Source organism: Roseateles sp. GW823-FHT07B05 (assembly GCF_058794515.1).
In genome coordinates this window covers 164,446-179,714 of record NZ_JBXAGX010000005.1, presented here as the reverse complement: position 1 = coordinate 179,714, position 15,269 = coordinate 164,446, and the positions used below count along the sequence as shown (strand labels likewise).

Sequence of the window (15,269 nt, the reverse complement as noted above, 5' to 3'; positions counted from 1 at the left end):
GGGCAAGCCGGGCCGGTCTTGCAGACCGCGCTGCGGACGGTGCCGCAGCTCTTCGGCAGGCACATGCCGCGCACTGCGCGCCCTGTGTCCGGCCGAAGCCCCCGAGGGGACGCCGATGCAGGCGGCATTGAGCCGCAAGCATCGACCTGGCGGGCCGGCTTGGGGCGGCCCGGCGCTCGGCCCGCAAGACGAACTCAACCGTCATGCCAGAGGCAACCTCAGCTCGAACGAAAAACTGCTGCCCTGCCCCGCCGTGCTCTGCGCCAGGATCTGGCTGCCCATCAGCCGCACCAGCTGCTGGCTGATGGACAGACCCAGCCCCGTGCCGCCCAGGTGGCGCGAGGCCTCGGAGACCTGCTCGAAGGCCTGGAACAACCGCGCCTGCTGGGCCGGCGTCATGCCGATGCCGCTGTCCGTCACGCCGAAACGCAGCCGCACCTGGCCGGCCTTCGCCGGCTCCACGACGGCGGCCGTCAGGCTGACGGTGCCGCTGTCGGTGAACTTCACCGCGTTGGACAGCAGGTTCAGCAGCACCTGGCGCAGCCGCTGGCCGTCCACCAGCACCTGCGCCGGCAGGCGCGGGTCCACGTCCAGCGCGAAGCTCAGGTTCTTCTGCTCGGCGCGCAGGCGCACGCTGTCGCAGGCCATGTCCAGCAGCGCGCGCAGGTCCACCGGCGTGGGCTTGAGGCTGACCTTGCCGGCCTCGATGCTGGCCATGTCCAGCACGTCGTTGATGAGCTCCAGCAGGTGCAGGCCCGAGTCGCGCATCAGCTGCAGCCGGCCCTGCTGCGGCGCCGGCACGCCCGGGTCCATCTGCATCAGCTGCGTGAAGCCCAGGATGGCATTCAACGGCGTGCGGAACTCGTGGCTCATCGTCGCCAGGAAACGGCCCTTGGCCTGGTTGGCCGCCTCGGCGCGCAACTTGGCCTCGCTGAGCTCGGCGGTGCGCTCGGCGACGAGCTCCTCGAGGTGGTCGCGGTGGCGCGTCAGCTCGGCCTCGGCCTGGCGGCGCAACGAGATGTCGATGACCATGCCCTCGATGCGCCGCTGGCCGCCCTCGGCCTCCACCCAGTGCGCACTCAGCTCCACCCACAGCGGCCGGTCGGCCTGCGTGCGCAGCTGCAGTTGGGCCTGCTGCACATGGCCCTGCTCGTTCAGGATGGCCGCCACGCGCAGCATCTCGTGGCGGCGCAGGCCGGTGAGCTCGCGCAGCCGCCGGCCCACGGGGCTCTGCCCGGTCAGGCCCAGCATCTGCAGGAACGCGCGGTTCATGCTCAGCACGCGGCCGTCGGCATCGGCCTGGAAGATGCCCTCGGTCGCGTTCTCGAACAGGCTGCGGTAGCGCGCCTCGCTGACGCGCAGCCCCTGCGCCGTGAGCTGCACCTGGTCGGCCGCGCTGCGCAGCTTCAGGCTCATCGCGTTGAAGCGCATCGTCAGCTCGCCGATCTCGTCATGCCGCTCCACCGCCTCCTGCGCGCCGAGGTCGCCGGCGGCCACGCGCTGCGCCAGCGCGCCCAGCCGCGCGACGGGGCGGCGCACCAGCCAGTGCACCAACAGCGAGCTGGCGATGACGATGCCCACGACGACGACGCCCAGCAGCTCCACGACGAACAAGCGTGTGCGACGGATCTGCTCGTCCACGCGGTCGCGCGTGAAGGTCAGCACGGCGGACGCCACCTGCGCGCCGGGCGCGTCTGCCGCGGGCTGGTAGTTGATGGCGAATTCGCGCTTGAGCGGCCCGCTGGCCGGGTGGTCACGCTCGCGGCGGGCCTGGCCGCCGCGCAGGCCCAGGCCCTGCAACTCGATGGCATGCACCTCAGGGTCGGCCATCACGGCATCGAGCAGGTTCTCAATGGCGACATGGTCCAGGTTCCAGATCGGCCCGGCGAAGCCGCGCTCGATGAGGCCGGCCATGCGCGCCTCGCGCTGATGCAGGCCCTGCATCAGCTCGGCCTCCTCGTGCGAGGTCCAGGTCCAGCCGACGGCCAGCACCAGCAGACTGGCCACCAACGCAATGCCGGCGGTCAGGCGCGTCTGTATGCCGATGCTCAATGGCGTCAACGCCATCTTTTCCTCCCAGCCCGTACGTGCGTGCCGTGGGGTGGGAGCATAGGGTCAATCAGGCCTTAGCGGCAGCCTTCTTCGCGGGCGCCTTCTTGGCCGGCGGCGCCTTGCCCGCGCGCGGTTCGAACTCGAAGACGACCTTGCCTTCCTTCTTGTCGTAGGCCAGGAAGGCCTTGAACTTGCGGCGCGTCTTGTTGGAGACGAAGTTCTCCAGCAGGTCGGTCTTGCCCTCGGCCAGCAGCTTGTGCACCTGCGGCGGCTCGATGGGCTGGGTCAGGATGACCTTGCCGGTCTTGAAGTCGCAGGTGACCTTCTCGCCAACCGAGTGCTCGCAGACGTAGTTGGCGCCGTGCTCGTAGACATGGCCCTGGCACTTGGGACAGGCGCCCAGGCTCTGCTGGCCGGAGAAGTCCACCGGCTCGCCGTCGTTCTCGGCCTTCTTGGCGTCCTCGCCGAAGTCGAACTCCAGCTTCCAGTTGGCGATCTCGTCGTCATAGACCAGCGCCAGCTCGGCCGTGAACGGCCAGCCCGCCTTGGAGCGGAAGCCCTCCAGCGGGCCGATTTTCTTGTTGGTCAGGAAGGTCTCGACCTCGGCCAGCTCGAAGCTGCGGCCGCCGGGGATCTTGCCGATGGAGAAGCCGCAGGCGTCGTCGCCCGTACCGCTCTTGCCGTTGCAGGTGAAGCGGCGGTAGTTCTCCCGCACGATGCCGCCGCACTTGGGGCACGGGGCTTGCAGCGTCGCGTAGTCGCCGGGGATGGTGTCGCGGTCATAGCCCTTGGCCTTGGCGACCATCTTTTCGGTCATCGCCGCGATCTCGGCCATGAAGACCTCGCGGCTGAGCTTGCCCTTCTCCATCGCGGCCAGCTTGGATTCCCAGTCGCCGGTCAGCTCGGGCTTGGTCAGGTCTTCCACCTCCAGGCCGCGCAGCAGCGTCATCAGCTGGAAGGCCTTGGCCGTCGGGATCAGCTCGCGGCCCTCGCGCAGCATGTACTTCTCGGTGATCAGGCCTTCGATGGTGGCCGCGCGCGTGGCCGGCGTGCCCAGGCCCTTCTCGGCCATGGCCTCGCGCAGCTCGTCGTCGTCGATGAGCTTGCCGGCGCCTTCCATCGCGGAGAGCAGCGTGGCTTCGGTGTAGCGGGCCGGCGGCTTGGTCTGCAGCGCCTTCACGTCCACGCTCTCGGTGCGCACGACCTCGCCGGTGTTCACCGGCACGAGGTTGGCGTCCTCGTCGTCCACGTCCTTGCCGTAGACGGCCAACCAGCCCGGCTTCACCAGCACCTTGCCGTTGGTCTGGAAGTGATGCTTGTCCAGCACCTTGCTGATGCGCGTCGTGACCAGGAACTCGGCCGGCGGGAAGAACACCGCCAGGAAGCGCTTGACGACCATGTCGTACAGCTTGGCCTCCACCTCGGTCAGCGCCTTGGGCGCCTGCAGCGTCGGGATGATGGCGAAGTGATCCGACACCTTGGCGTTGTCGAACACCTTCTTGGTGGGCTTGATGTAGCCCTCCTTCAGCGACTTGGCGGCGTGCTGCGACAGCGCGGCCAGCGGACCCGGCAGGTCTTCGGTGGCCAGCATCTTGGCCGTGTCCTTGGCGACGGCCAGGTAGTCCTCGGGCAGGAAGCGCGAGTCCGTCCGCGGGTAGGTCAGCACCTTGTGCTTTTCATACAGCGCCTGGGCGATGGACAGCGTCGTCTTGGCCGAGAAGCCGAAGCGCGAGTTGGCCTCGCGCTGCAGCGTCGTCAGGTCGTACAGGCCGCCGCAGCTGGTGGTGCTGGGCTTGCTTTCTTCCGTCACCGTGGCGGGCTGGCCCAGCACCGCCTTGGCGATGGCCTCGGCGTCGGCCGCGTTCCACATCCGGTCGGCGCGACGCTCGACGTCGTCGTTCTTCTTCCAGGCGGGGTCGAACCACTTGCCCTCGTACTGGCCAGCCTGCGCGTCGAAGCTGGCGCGCAGCTCCCAGTAGTCGCGGGCGACGTGCTTGCGGATCTTCTCCTCGCGCTCGACGACGACCGACAGCGTCGGCGTCTGCACGCGGCCCACCGTCGTCAGGAAGAAGCCGCCGTCGCGCGAGTTGAACGCCGTCATGGCCCGCGTGCCGTTGATGCCCACCAGCCAGTCGGCCTCGGAGCGGCAGCGCGCGGCGTCGGCCAGCGGCAGCATCTGCGCGTCGCTGCGCAGCTTCTCGAAGCCCTCGCGGATGGCCGCCGGCGTCATGGACTGCAGCCACAGCCGCTTGATGGGCTTGTTCAGCGGGCCCTTGGCCGGCGTGGCGTACTGCTCGATGAGCCGGAAGATCAGTTCGCCCTCGCGGCCCGCGTCGCAGGCGTTGATGAGCGCCGTCACGTCCTTGCGGCGGATCAGCTTGGTCAGCGCGTTGAGCCGGCCCTTGTTCTTGTCGATGGGGTTCAGGTCGAAGTGCGGCGGGATCACCGGCAGGTTGGCGAAGCTCCACTTGCCACGCTTGACGTCGAACTCCTCGGGCGCCGCGATCTCCACCAGGTGGCCCACGGCGGAGCTGACGACGTACTGCTCGTTCTCGAAATGGTCGTCGTGCTTGTCGAACTTGCCCGCCACAGGGGTCAGCGCGCGGACGATGTCCTGCGCGACGCTGGGCTTCTCGGCAATGATCAGTGTCTTGCTCATCGGTCGTTCAATCGCTCGTTCAGTCAGTTGGTGCTCGTCTTCGGGCCGAGCGCCGGGCCGCCCCAAGCCGGCCCGCTTGGGCGATGTGCACGCGGCTCAATGCCGCGTGTATCGCCGTCCCCTCGGGGGACCGTCCAAGGTACTCCTTGGGCGAGGGGCCTCACTCTCGGTGCCTACAATCCGGGCCTCGCGCGCACGTACACGTGTGCGCACCCATGAAATCACCGTACCACAGCGCCGATGACCGCCAAAACCCCACGCCGCAAGATCCAGGTTCGTGATTCCGGCGTGCACGGCCGCGGCGTCTACGCGACGGCCCCCATCTCGGCGGGCGCGAAGATCATCGAGTACACGGGCGAGCGCATCACGTGGGACGAGGCGGTTGACCGCCACCCGCACGACCCGGCGCAGCCCAACCACACCTTCTACTTCCACCTCGACGGCGGCCTTGTCATCGACGCGCTGTACGGCGGCAACGATGCGCGCTGGATCAACCACGCGTGCGAGCCCAACTGCGAGGCCGACGAGGCCGACGGCCGCGTCTTCATCAAGGCGCTGCGAGACATCGAGCCTGGCGAGGAGCTGTTCTACGACTACGGCCTGGTGCTGGACCAGCGCCACACGGCCAAGGTCAAGAAGCAGTTCGCCTGCTGGTGCGGCGCGCTCACGTGCCGCGGCACCATGCTGGCCCCGAAGGGCCGCTGAGCGCATGGAGCGGCGCCACCTCGCCGAATGCGGCTCGACGAACACTGAAGCGCTGAACCATCTGCGCGCGGGCGGCGGGCCGCTGATCGTGTCGGCCGACCGGCAGACCGCCGGCCGTGGCCGGCTGGGCCGGGCCTGGCACAGCGATGGCGCGGCGCTGACGTTCTCCGTCGCCGTCTCGATGCCCGCCGAGCTGGACCTGTCCGGCCTGTCGCTGGCCGTCGGCTGCACCGTCGCCGACGTGCTGGACCAGGCCGGCGACCGCATCCGGCTCAAGTGGCCCAACGACCTGTTCCTGGACGGCGCCAAGCTGGGCGGCATCCTCATCGAAGCCGTGCCACTGCCCCATGAAAAGCGCGGCGTCGTCATCGGCATCGGCCTGAACCTGCAGCCGCTGCCGGCCGACGCCGACCGCAGCGCCTTTGCCAGCGGCCACGCGGCGCTGCAGACGCTGGCCCCCGCCGCCACGGCCGGCGCGACGCTGGACCGCCTGGCGCCGGCGCTGCGCGGCCTGCTGGCCGACTTCGAGACGCTGGGCTTCGGCCCCTGGCAGCTGGCGTTCTCGCGCCGCGACCTGACCGCCGGCCGCACCGTGCGCGTGGGCGAACAGACCGGTGTCGCGCGCGGCGTGTCCACCCGCGGCGAGTTGCTGCTGGACACGGACACCGGCCTGTGCCCCATCAGCGCCGGCGAACTGAGCCTGAGATTGGAGACCTCCCCGTGATGCGTGTCGTGGTGATCGTGCTGCTGGCGGTCAACGCCCTGTTCTTCATCTGGTCGCGCGGCTGGCTGGACGCCGTCACCGGCCTGCCCGCCGAGGGTGGCCGCGAGCCGCAGCGCGTGGCCGCGCAGCAGCATCCCGAGCGCATAACGCCGCTGGCCGCCAGCGCCGTCGCTGCACTGGCGCAGCGGAGCTGCCTGGAGCTGGGCCCGCTGGACGGCGACGCCGCGCTGGCCGCCGCGCAAGCCGCGCTGAAGACCGCCGGCGCCCCCGTGGCCGAACTGCAGGTGCGCACGAGCGAGCAGGCCGGCGTGTGGGGCGTGACCACCATCAAGCTGGCCGACCCCGAGTTCCGCGCCCGCAAGGAAGCCACCTACAAGCAGCTGCGCCTGAGCTACGAGCAGCTGGAAGGCCTGCCCGCCGAGCAGCCGGCCTTCGTGCTGAGCCGCCACGCCAGCCAGGCGGACGCATCGGCCGAACTGGCCGCGCTGGACAAGCGCGGCCTCAAGGGCCTGCGCGTGCTGGCGCTGAAGGCCGCGGCCTCGCGGCACACGCTGGTCATCCCGCAGGCTGACGGCCTGCTCGCCGGCCGGCTCAAGGCCAGCCGCGACCCTGCACTGGCCGCCGGCTTCAGGGCTTGCAGCGCAGCGGCTGCGGCTTCGGCCGCTTCCGCAGGCTGAACGCCGCCAGCAGCAGCGATGCCAGCCAGGCCAGGCTGGCCGATCCACCGCCGCCGCCACTGCCGGTGCCGCCCGAGGTGCCGGGCGGCGTGACGACCGGTGCCGCGGCCACGGTGATGGTGGCCGTCTGGCTGTGCACAAACCCGTCGCTGTCGGTCGCGTCGACCTGCATGGTGAAGGTGCCGGCGGCCGCGGGGGTCATCGTCACCGTGGGGGTGAGGCCGCCGGCGAAGCTGCTCACGACGCTGCTGCCGCTCAGCAGCGTCCACTGCGTCAAGGTCACGATCTTGCCGCTGGCCAGGCCGGTGATCGCGGCCGTCAGCGAGCCCGACTGGGCGACCGTGAACGTGGGGGTCGACGGCGTGATCGTGACGGTCACGTTGTTCAGCGCCTTGGTCGCCGCGACGGCAGCCGGTGCGTCCACCATGCCGGCACCACAGGTGCTCGTGGTGCAGTAGCACTCCTGCTGCGTCGCGCTGCCGGGTGACGCGCAGGCGGCGATGCCCGCGGAGCCGCCGCTGGTGGGAAAGGCGCGGGCGGTCATCTTGAGCACGGCCGTCGCCTCGGCCGACGTCAGCGCCGGCCGCACCGCCGCCATCAGTCCCACGATGCCGCTGACGACAGGCGCAGAGAAGCTGGTGCCGACGGACGCGTTGCCGTTGGTGTAGGCCTCGTCGTTGGCGATGGGCGTCGTAGTGCCGCGGTTGGTCGTGCTGACCATCGGGTAGAGGCAGGGATAGCCGGTCGCCAGATTGACGCAGTTGCCGCCCGGCGCCGCGATGGCGATTTCCGCCCCCACACTCGAAAAGCCGACCTTGGTGCCGACCTGACGAACCGCAGCCACCGCGACCACGCCCGGGCAGTTGCCCGGCAGGCCCACGGCCTGGCCGACGGAGTTCCCGGCGGCGGCGACGATGGTGGCGCCGGTGGCGTTGACTTCCGTGATCGCGTCGCGATACAGGCGGCCGGTGCCCGTGATGCCGCAGCTGCCGCTGCCGCCGAGGCTGAGGTTGAGCACCTTGGCCTTGTTGGGGTTGGCGGCAATGCCCGGCACGTCCAGGCCCGCGGCCCACTTCATGCCGGCGATGATGTCGCTGTCGTAGCCGCCGCACTTGCCCAGCACGCGCACGGGCAACACCTTCAGCAGGCTGCCTTGACCGCTGCCGCTCCAGCCCAGCCCGGCCAGGCCCTGGCCGTTGTTGGCCTTCGCGGCGATGAGGCCCGACACGCGCGTGCCGTGCCAGCTGCTGTTGTTCGTGCTGGTGCAACTGGTGCCCAACGTGCCGCCGGCCACATCGGCAGAGCTCACCCAGTCGCCCGGGTCGGAAGGATCGCTGTCATGCCCACCGCCGTCGTTGGCGATGGCCGTGGACTGGGCGCCCGGGCTGCCGTAGCCGATCATGTCGTAGCCGGGCAGGAACTGGCCCGCGAGGTCCGCGTGGTCCAGCCGCACACCGGTGTCCAGCACGGCCACGACGGTGGTGTTGGTCAGGCTGGCCGTGAGGTCCCACGCCGCAGGCGCGTTGACGCTGGACACCACCTGCCCCGGCGTGCTGCTCGGCGCCTTGAGGTACCACTGGTCGATGGTGCGGCTGTAGGTGTCCTGCAGGGCGCCATCGCTGTCGGGGAAACGGCCGATGAAACTGATGGGCGCGGGGGTCGCGCCGCCGAACAGCGGGTCGTTGGGCACCGCCAGGGCCTGGCGGCGGCCGTCGATGGCGACCAGTTCCACCTCGGCGTCTGCCGACAGCTGCCTGACGAGCTGCGCCGCCGTCATGCCGCGGGCCGTGACGACGTGGGTGCGCTCGTCCAGGCTCAGCCCGGCGCGCAGCGCGTGGCCCGTGCGCATGCCCAGCGCGGTGGCGCGGGTCTGCGCGATCTCGCGCGCCTCCCCCCGCGTGGCACGCAGGCTCAGGCGCTTGGCGCGCACGCTGTCGGCCTGGGGTTTGAAGCGCACGATGACGCGGGCTTCGGCATCGGCCGGAGTCTGGGCGGCCACCGGCACGACCAGCGCGGCGGCGGCAAGGGCAAACAGCAACGGGCGCAGGGGCGTCATGGCGGCAGGGGGCAGCAATGGATCGAACCAGTTTAGGCGCGCCCACCCGCGCCGAGGCGCTACAAACAGGGTGCCCGGCCCGTCGCCGCGTGCCGGATTTCCGCGCTCAGCCCTTGGCGCGGTTGGCGGCCAGCGAGGCTTCCTGGTCGGCTTTGCGGTCGGCGGACACCTTCTGCGGATGCGGACGCTCGCCGATCAGCTTGGCGTAGGGCTTCCAGTCCACGCCGCCGGCAGCCAGCAGGTCCTCACCGTAGATGGCCTTGGTGGCCATGGCCACCAGCGGCAGGCTGACCCAGCCGGCGCAGTCGGCCATCGTGAACGTGTCACCCGCCAGGTAGGGGCCGAACTTCGCCAGCCGCTTGAAGGCCGCGATGTTCTCGGGCAGCACGCGGGCGACGCGCTGCTTGGTGCCGTCGCTGACCTTGCCGCCGAAGAAGGCCTCGGCGTACAGCTCGCGTGCCACCAGCTCCAGGTGCAGCTCCACGTAGGTGATGAGCTCGCGCACCTTGGCGGCTTCGAACGGGTCGGCCGGCACGAGGCGCGGCGTGTCGGGGTAGGCGGCTTCCAGGTAGTCGGTGATCACCTGGCTCTCGCACAGCGCGCCCTGCGGCGTGCGGATGAACGGCACCTTGCCCAGCGGCGACGCGCTCAGCACGGCCTCGTCGTGGGAATGCGTCTTCACGTAGGCCTCGTCGAAGGGGATGCCCTTCTCCAGCAAGGCCAGCTTGACCTTGTTGTAGTAGTTCGAGAGCGGGATGCCGCACAGCGTGATCATGGGGAGGTCTCCTGGGTGTGAGCCCGGCAGTCTAGGCAGCGCGGCGGGCCCGGCCTGCCGCCGGGGCGACATTCAGCGGTTGACGAGCACGATGCCGGCCGCCAGCGCAGCCAGCGCCGCCGGCAGCCGCACGCTGATGCCCTCACCCAGCAGCAGCGCGCCGGCCAGCAGCCCGAACAGCGGCGTGCTGAGCGTGAACACGGCGAGCTTGGTGGCCGCGTAGTGGCGGATGAGCCAGAACCAGGCCAGGTAGCTGGCGAACGACACGATGACGGCCTGGAAGCCGAACAGGCCGACGAGCCGCGGCGACCAGGCCAGCGGCAGCGGCTCGCCCGCGGCCACCGCGGCGGCGCACAGCGCCAGCGCCGACACGCCGAGCTGGTACAGCAGCGTCTTCTCGGCCGGCGCGGCGGCCAGCTTCGTCGCGCGGATGGCCAGCGTCGTGCCGCCCCACAGCACGGCGGCGGCCACGCCCAGCGCGTCGCCCCACCACTGGCGCGGGCTGTGCGGCGCGGTCAGCCCTTCCGCGAACGCGAACGCGACGGCGCCGAATGCCAGCACCAGGCCGGCCCACTGGCGGCCCGACAGCTTCTCGCCATGCGCGATGAACGGCATGCCCAGCGCGACGACGAACGGCGACAGGTAGATGAACACCACCATGCGCGACGCGCTGGTGTACTGCAGCCCCACGAAGATGCAGGCGAACTCGGCCGCGAACAGCGCGCCGGCCAGCAGGCCGCCCGGGCCGCTGCCGTCGCGCTCGAACAGCCGCGCGCCGCGCGCGGCGGACCACAGCCCCACCAGCGCCCCCGCCACGACCGAGCGCAGCCCCGCCTGCCACAGCGGCCCGATCTCCGTCAGCGCGGCCTTGGCGGCCACCTGGTTGATGCCCCACAGCGCGCAGCACAACAGCAGCAGCGCCAGCGCGCGCGGGCCGAGGTGGGTCTGGCGCACGCGGCTACTTGCGCACGTAGCGGGTCGCCGTCAGCGTGTCCGACACCGCGCTGGTCTTGTTGTCCACGTAGCCGCGGCCGCGCAGTTCCATGCGGATCTCGGCGTCGGACGGGAAGGCGTCGCGGCCCTTCTGGTGCACCACCCAGACCGTCTTGCAGAGCATGGTGGCGTGGAAGTCGGCCATGCGCTCCAGCTCGCCCGGCTTGCTGATGACGGCCACCAGCATGCGCGCTTCCTTGAGGTTGCCGGTCAGGCCGTGCGACAGCGCCTCGGCCAGCGCCGGGTCCAGCGTGCCGACGGTGGGGCCGATCAGCAGCGCCGGGTTGTCGGGGCTGACGCCCAGCTTGGCGGCCAGCGTGGGCGGCGGCGTCTGCAGCTTGGTCAGCCACTTGCCGGCTTCCTTCTCGCCCAGCGCCAGCGTGACCGCCTCGCCGTCCACGTCGAACAGCAGGTCCTCGCCGGCCACGCGCAGGTTCTGCAGCGCGGCGATGGCCCACTTGCGCTTGAGCGCGCCGCGCAGCACGACGGTGGTCGATTCGAGCAGGGCCGTGACCTCGGCGGTCTCGTTGCCCACGCGGGCGTTGCAAAGGGCTTCACGTCCCATGGTGTTCTCACTTTTCCAATTCAAAACTGCCGTGCAGCGCGGCGAGCACGAGTTGCAGCCGCGCAGCGTCGGTGCGGTACATCCAGAAACGGCCTCGCACCTCCAGCGTCAGCAGGCCGGTCTTGCGCAGCACCTTGAGGTGCTCCGACACGCTGGCCAGCGCCAGCGACGAGATGTCGGCCAGCTCGCCGGCTGCGCATTCTCGGTCCAGGCACTCGCGCAGGAACAACCGGCGCTCCACATGGGCCAGCGCGCGCAGCGCTTCGTCCAGTTCGGCGCCGGTCACTGCTCGATGAGCGTCAGCAGGTTGCCGGCCGGGTCGCGCACCTGGGCCTTGCGCACCCAGCCGTTGTCGGTGGCCGGCATCTCGACGCGGCCGCCCGCCGCCGTGGCCTGGGCCAGCGCCCGGGCCAGGTCGGGCACGACGATGCCCAGCGTGAGGGCCGCGCCGGGCTGCTCGACGAGCGCGCCGTCGGGGCTGCCCGCGGGCGTGCGCAGCTGCGCGTAGCCCGGGCCGCGCGGGTCGACCTGCCAGCCGAACACGCCGGCATAGAAGTCGCCCAGCCGGGCGAGGTCGGGGCCCGCCACGTCGAAGTGGCCGATGGCGAAGGCGGTGGGGGTGGCGTGGCTCATCGTGGTCTCCTGGAAGGAGCGCCGATTATTTCGCATTTGTCCGAAACGTCAACAGCCAGGCCAGCGCGCCGGCGGCGGCGCCGGTCAGGTGGGCGAAGGGCGCCACCGCGAAATCGAAGCCGGGCGTGGTGCGCAGCGCGGGGCCCAGTGGGTGCTCCAGCACCAGCTTGACGACCAGGCCCAGCACGATGGCGGCGCCGACGAGGTGGTCGCGGTTGCGCCGCATGAGCAGCGTCAGCGCGGCAATGGCCACCAGCGCGTGCAGCACGCCGGACAGGCCGGCGTAGCGCAGCAGGTCGGGGCGCAGCAGCAGCGCCAGCTGCGTCAGCGGCAGCGCGATGAGGGCGGCCATCGCTTCGCGCTTTCCCAGCGCGGCGCGGTGGCCCAGCAGCGCCAGCACGGCGCAGCCGGCGAGGTTGGCGGCGAGGTGCAGCGGCGTCAGGTGCACGAAGGCGGCAGTGATGGCGCGCCAGGGCTGGGTGGCGAGCAGCGCAGGCTGCCAGTCCAGCGCGTCACGCGGCAGCGGCCAGGCGAGCAGCGACAGCGCGGCCAGCGCCGCGCAGAGCGTCAACCAAAGACGGCTTGCCACAACGCCCGCACGGCCTCACGGTGCGCCGCCAGCGGCGCCGCGGCTGCCGCATCCAGCGCCGTCGACTGCTCATCCAGCCTCGCCTTGTGCTGCACGCGGCGCAGCTCGCGGTAGGCCGTTGCTGCGGCCACGCCGACGCCGGCCGGCAGCAGGTCCAGCGTCTCGGCCAGCAGCAGCAGCGCGATGTTGCCCAGGTCGTCCTGCAGCTCCGGGTGCGCCGCCGAATGCGCGAGCACCAGCACCTGCACGGCGAACTCGGCGTCCATCATGCCGCCCTCGCTGTGCTTCACGTCGAACAGCTCCGGCTTCACCGGTCGCGCCGCGCGCACCTTCTCGCGCATGGCCTGCACCTCGCGCTTGAGCGCCTCCGCATCGCGCGGCGCCGTCAGCACCTGGCGGCGCACGCCCTCGCAGCGCTCGGCCAGGTCGGGGTGGCCAGCGCAGAAGCGCGCCCGCGTGATGGCCTGGTGCTCCCAGGTCCAGGCGGTGTTGCTGCCGCGGCCGGTCTGGTAGGCCTCGAAATGCGCCAGCGACGTGACCAGCAGCCCCGAGTTGCCGTTGGGGCGCAGCGCGGTGTCGATGTCGAACAGCTCGCCGGCGGACGTGCGCAGCGTCAGCCAGGTGATGAGCCGGCGCACGAAGGCGCCGTAGATCTCGCTGGCGTTCTCGTCGTCGTCGTCGAAGACGAACACCACGTCCAGATCGCCGCCGTAGCCCAGCTCCTTGCCGCCGAGCTTGCCGTAGGCGATGACGGCCAGCCGCGGGTCGGGCCGGTGGGCCTGCAGCCGGCCGCCGGGCCGCCCCAAGGCCGGCGACGCCCCCTCGGGGGGCAGCCCAGGCTGCGCCTGGGCATGGGGGCGCTGAGGCATGCGCGCCCAAGCCCATTCGATGGCGATCTGCAGCACCGCATCGGCCAGCAGCGACAGGTCGTCGGCCACCTGCTCGACGGTGATGCGGCCCTCGACGTCGCGCACCAGCGTGCGGAACACCTCGGCATGGTGGGCGCGGCGCAGCGTGTCCAGCAGCGCTTCCTCGTCGGCCTGGCCGCTGCGGGCCCAGCCCTGCTCGCGATCGCGCAGGTCGGCGAGGAAGGCGTCGCGGTCGAAGCGGGCCTGCAGCAGCAGCGGGTCGGCCAGCTCGTCGATGACGCCGGGGTGCTGCATCAGGTAGCGCATGGGCCAGCGCGCCAGGCCCAGCAGCCGCAGCAGGCGCTGCTGCACGGCCGGGCGTTCCACCAGCAGCGCGAGATAACTCTCGCGGCGCAGCAGCGGCTCCACCCAGTCGACGAAACGCACCGCGGCGTCCAGCGAGCACTCGTCCGCCTCGACGGCCTGCGCCGCGCGGTAGAACAGCTTGGCCAGCCGCTGCCGCGACTCCTCGCGCAGGCCCTGCACACGCGGCGTCTCGGCCAGCGCGCGCACCGCCCGGGCCAGCGCCTCGGGCAGGCGCTGCAGGAAGTCCTCGCCGTCGACGGTGGGCTTCGGGCCGCCGCAATTGCCGCCCGTGCAGCCACCGGACTGCTGGGGCGCGCCATGCAGCAGCGCGTCGAACTCGGTGGCCACCAGCTCGCGCACCTCGCCCAGTTGCTCGAACAGCTCGCAGGTTTCCCGCGAGCAGGTGAGGCCCATGGACGCGGCGATCCACGCCAGGTCGGCATCGGCCTGCGGCAGGCAGTGGGTCTGCTGGTCGTCCAGGAACTGGATGCGGTGCTCCACGCGGCGCAGGAAGACGTAGGCGTCGGCCAGCTTCGCGGCCGTCTCGGGCTTCATCAGCCCGCGCTCGGCCACGCGGCCCAGCGCCTTCACGGTGGAACGGGTGCGGATCTCGGGGAACTGGCCGCCGCGCACCACCTGCAGCAGCTGCACGATGAACTCGATCTCGCGGATGCCGCCACGCGACAGCTTCACGTCGTTGGCGCGCTCGGGGCGGCCGGCGGCACGGGCCTTGGCCTCGCTGCGGATCTTGCCGTGCAGCTGGCGCAGGCCTTCGAAGACGCCGTAGTCCAGGTAGCGGCGGTAGACGAACGGCGTGACCAGGTCGCGCAGCGCCAGCGTGCGCGGGTCGGCCGGCGCGCCCAGGCCCGACAGCGGCGCGACGACTCGGCTCTTCAGCCACGCGAAGCGTTCCCACTCGCGGCCCTGTACGAGGAAGTACTCCTCCAGCATGCCCAGGCTGACGACCGGCGGGCCGCTCTTGCCGTTGGGGCGCAGCGCCAGGTCGACGCGGAACACCTGGCCGTCGTCGGTCACGTCGCCGATCAGCGCGTAGAGCTTCTTGGCGACGTTGGCGAAATACTCGTGCGCGCTGATGGGCCGCCCGCCGTGCGTCTCGCCGTCGTCCTCGTAGACGTAGATGAGGTCGATGTCGGACGACACGTTCAGCTCGCGCGCGCCCAGCTTGCCCATGCCGATGACCCAGAACGCGATGTCGCTGCCCTCGGCGGTGCGCGGCGCGCCGTGCACGGCATCCAGCTCGGCGCGGGCGGCGACCAGCGCCTTGTCCAGCGTCACCTCGGCCAGGTGCGTCATGGCCAGCGTGACGTCGGCCACGGTGGCGCCCTGCTCGATGTCCAGCACCGCCAGCCGCTCCATGACGAGGTGGCGGGCCACGCGCAGCGCGCTGGCCAGCGGCCGCACGGGGCTGCCCGCGAGCAAGGTCTCGATCAGCGCGGCGATGACGGCACGGTCCGGCAGGCCGGGCTGCAGCAGCGGCAACTCGGCCGCGTAGCGGCGCCGGATGCGCTGCACATAGCGGCTGTGTTCAGCAATAACGGGAAACGTCTGGCTCATGTCCCTGTGCTAGATTGGCTGACGGCCGGTTTTTCTCCACGTGCCCGAGACA

At 71.2% G+C, this 15,269-nt stretch carries 13 protein-coding genes; 3 read left to right on the top strand and 10 right to left on the bottom strand.

The window, feature by feature from the left end; translation table 11 throughout:
• Positions 1–201: 201 nt before the first annotated feature.
• Complete coding sequence (locus AC1Q7O_RS13230; RefSeq protein WP_492659641.1) at positions 202–2,067, bottom strand: ATP-binding protein; 1,866 nt, start codon at positions 2,065–2,067, stop codon at positions 202–204.
• 52 nt (positions 2,068–2,119) lie between these two features.
• Positions 2,120–4,711 carry a DNA topoisomerase III gene (locus AC1Q7O_RS13225; protein WP_492659642.1) on the bottom strand — a complete coding sequence of 864 codons (2,592 nt, stop codon included), beginning with the start codon at positions 4,709–4,711 and terminating at the stop codon, positions 2,120–2,122.
• Positions 4,712–4,951: 240 nt separating this feature from the next.
• Between AC1Q7O_RS13225 and AC1Q7O_RS13220 the strand changes: the two genes are divergently transcribed.
• Genes AC1Q7O_RS13220 through AC1Q7O_RS13210 form a run of 3 tightly spaced genes read left to right on the top strand, consistent with a single transcriptional unit; the run spans position 4,952 to position 6,817 of the window.
• Positions 4,952–5,416 (top strand): SET domain-containing protein, encoded by a 465-nt coding sequence (locus AC1Q7O_RS13220; RefSeq protein WP_492659643.1) that lies wholly within the window; start codon positions 4,952–4,954, stop codon positions 5,414–5,416.
• Positions 5,417–5,420: 4 nt separating this feature from the next.
• Positions 5,421–6,140: a biotin--[acetyl-CoA-carboxylase] ligase gene (locus AC1Q7O_RS13215; RefSeq protein ID WP_492659644.1), complete on the top strand. Its 720-nt coding sequence runs from the start codon at positions 5,421–5,423 to the stop codon at positions 6,138–6,140.
• Positions 6,140–6,817 (top strand): hypothetical protein, encoded by a 678-nt coding sequence (locus AC1Q7O_RS13210; protein ID WP_492662709.1) that lies wholly within the window; start codon positions 6,140–6,142, stop codon positions 6,815–6,817. Before AC1Q7O_RS13215 ends, AC1Q7O_RS13210 begins: the two co-directional genes overlap by 1 nt.
• Here AC1Q7O_RS13210 and AC1Q7O_RS13205 read toward each other — a convergent pair.
• The 8 genes from AC1Q7O_RS13205 to glnE form a co-directional block, all read right to left on the bottom strand.
• The gene (locus AC1Q7O_RS13205) at positions 6,768–8,873 is read right to left on the bottom strand and encodes a S8 family serine peptidase (protein ID WP_492659646.1); all 2,106 of its coding nucleotides are present in this window, start codon (positions 8,871–8,873) and stop codon (positions 6,768–6,770) included. The genes AC1Q7O_RS13210 and AC1Q7O_RS13205 overlap by 50 nt on opposite strands.
• A 106-nt stretch (positions 8,874–8,979) precedes the next feature.
• Positions 8,980–9,648 (bottom strand): glutathione S-transferase, encoded by a 669-nt coding sequence (locus AC1Q7O_RS13200; protein WP_492659647.1) that lies wholly within the window; start codon positions 9,646–9,648, stop codon positions 8,980–8,982.
• 72 nt (positions 9,649–9,720) lie between these two features.
• Positions 9,721–10,602 carry a DMT family transporter gene (locus AC1Q7O_RS13195; protein ID WP_492659648.1) on the bottom strand — a complete coding sequence of 294 codons (882 nt, stop codon included), beginning with the start codon at positions 10,600–10,602 and terminating at the stop codon, positions 9,721–9,723.
• A gap of 4 nt (positions 10,603–10,606) precedes the next feature.
• Positions 10,607–11,206, bottom strand: a complete 600-nt coding sequence (locus tag AC1Q7O_RS13190; protein WP_492659649.1) for a hypothetical protein — start codon at positions 11,204–11,206, stop codon at positions 10,607–10,609.
• A 7-nt stretch (positions 11,207–11,213) separates the two neighbouring features.
• Positions 11,214–11,492 carry an ArsR/SmtB family transcription factor gene (locus tag AC1Q7O_RS13185; RefSeq protein WP_492659650.1) on the bottom strand — a complete coding sequence of 93 codons (279 nt, stop codon included), beginning with the start codon at positions 11,490–11,492 and terminating at the stop codon, positions 11,214–11,216.
• Positions 11,489–11,839, bottom strand: a complete 351-nt coding sequence (locus tag AC1Q7O_RS13180) for a VOC family protein (RefSeq protein WP_492659651.1) — start codon at positions 11,837–11,839, stop codon at positions 11,489–11,491. Before AC1Q7O_RS13180 ends, AC1Q7O_RS13185 begins: the two co-directional genes overlap by 4 nt.
• Positions 11,840–11,864: 25 nt before the next feature.
• On the bottom strand, positions 11,865–12,410 hold the full coding sequence (gene rrtA, locus AC1Q7O_RS13175; RefSeq protein WP_492659652.1) for a rhombosortase: 546 nt from the start codon (positions 12,408–12,410) through the stop codon (positions 11,865–11,867).
• Positions 12,407–15,217 (bottom strand): bifunctional [glutamate--ammonia ligase]-adenylyl-L-tyrosine phosphorylase/[glutamate--ammonia-ligase] adenylyltransferase, encoded by a 2,811-nt coding sequence (gene glnE, locus AC1Q7O_RS13170; protein WP_492659653.1) that lies wholly within the window; start codon positions 15,215–15,217, stop codon positions 12,407–12,409. The genes rrtA and glnE overlap by 4 nt, the downstream gene beginning before the upstream one ends.
• Between the last annotated feature and the right edge of the window lie 52 nt (positions 15,218–15,269).

Excerpts from the sequence above, each read along its gene's own strand:
- glnE (WP_492659653.1), bottom strand. The coding sequence starts at position 15,217 with ATGAGCCAGACGTTTCCCGTTATTGCTGAACACAGCCGCTATGTGCAG.
- AC1Q7O_RS13220 (WP_492659643.1), top strand. The coding sequence starts at position 4,952 with ATGACCGCCAAAACCCCACGCCGCAAGATCCAGGTTCGTGATTCCGGC.
- AC1Q7O_RS13200 (WP_492659647.1), bottom strand. The coding sequence starts at position 9,648 with ATGATCACGCTGTGCGGCATCCCGCTCTCGAACTACTACAACAAGGTC.
- AC1Q7O_RS13205 (WP_492659646.1), bottom strand. The coding sequence starts at position 8,873 with ATGACGCCCCTGCGCCCGTTGCTGTTTGCCCTTGCCGCCGCCGCGCTG.
- AC1Q7O_RS13225 (WP_492659642.1), bottom strand. The coding sequence starts at position 4,711 with ATGAGCAAGACACTGATCATTGCCGAGAAGCCCAGCGTCGCGCAGGAC.
- AC1Q7O_RS13215 (WP_492659644.1), top strand. The coding sequence starts at position 5,421 with ATGGAGCGGCGCCACCTCGCCGAATGCGGCTCGACGAACACTGAAGCG.
- AC1Q7O_RS13190 (WP_492659649.1), bottom strand. The coding sequence starts at position 11,206 with ATGGGACGTGAAGCCCTTTGCAACGCCCGCGTGGGCAACGAGACCGCC.
- AC1Q7O_RS13230 (WP_492659641.1), bottom strand. The coding sequence starts at position 2,067 with ATGGCGTTGACGCCATTGAGCATCGGCATACAGACGCGCCTGACCGCC.
- AC1Q7O_RS13180 (WP_492659651.1), bottom strand. The coding sequence starts at position 11,839 with ATGAGCCACGCCACCCCCACCGCCTTCGCCATCGGCCACTTCGACGTG.
- AC1Q7O_RS13210 (WP_492662709.1), top strand. The coding sequence starts at position 6,140 with ATGCGTGTCGTGGTGATCGTGCTGCTGGCGGTCAACGCCCTGTTCTTC.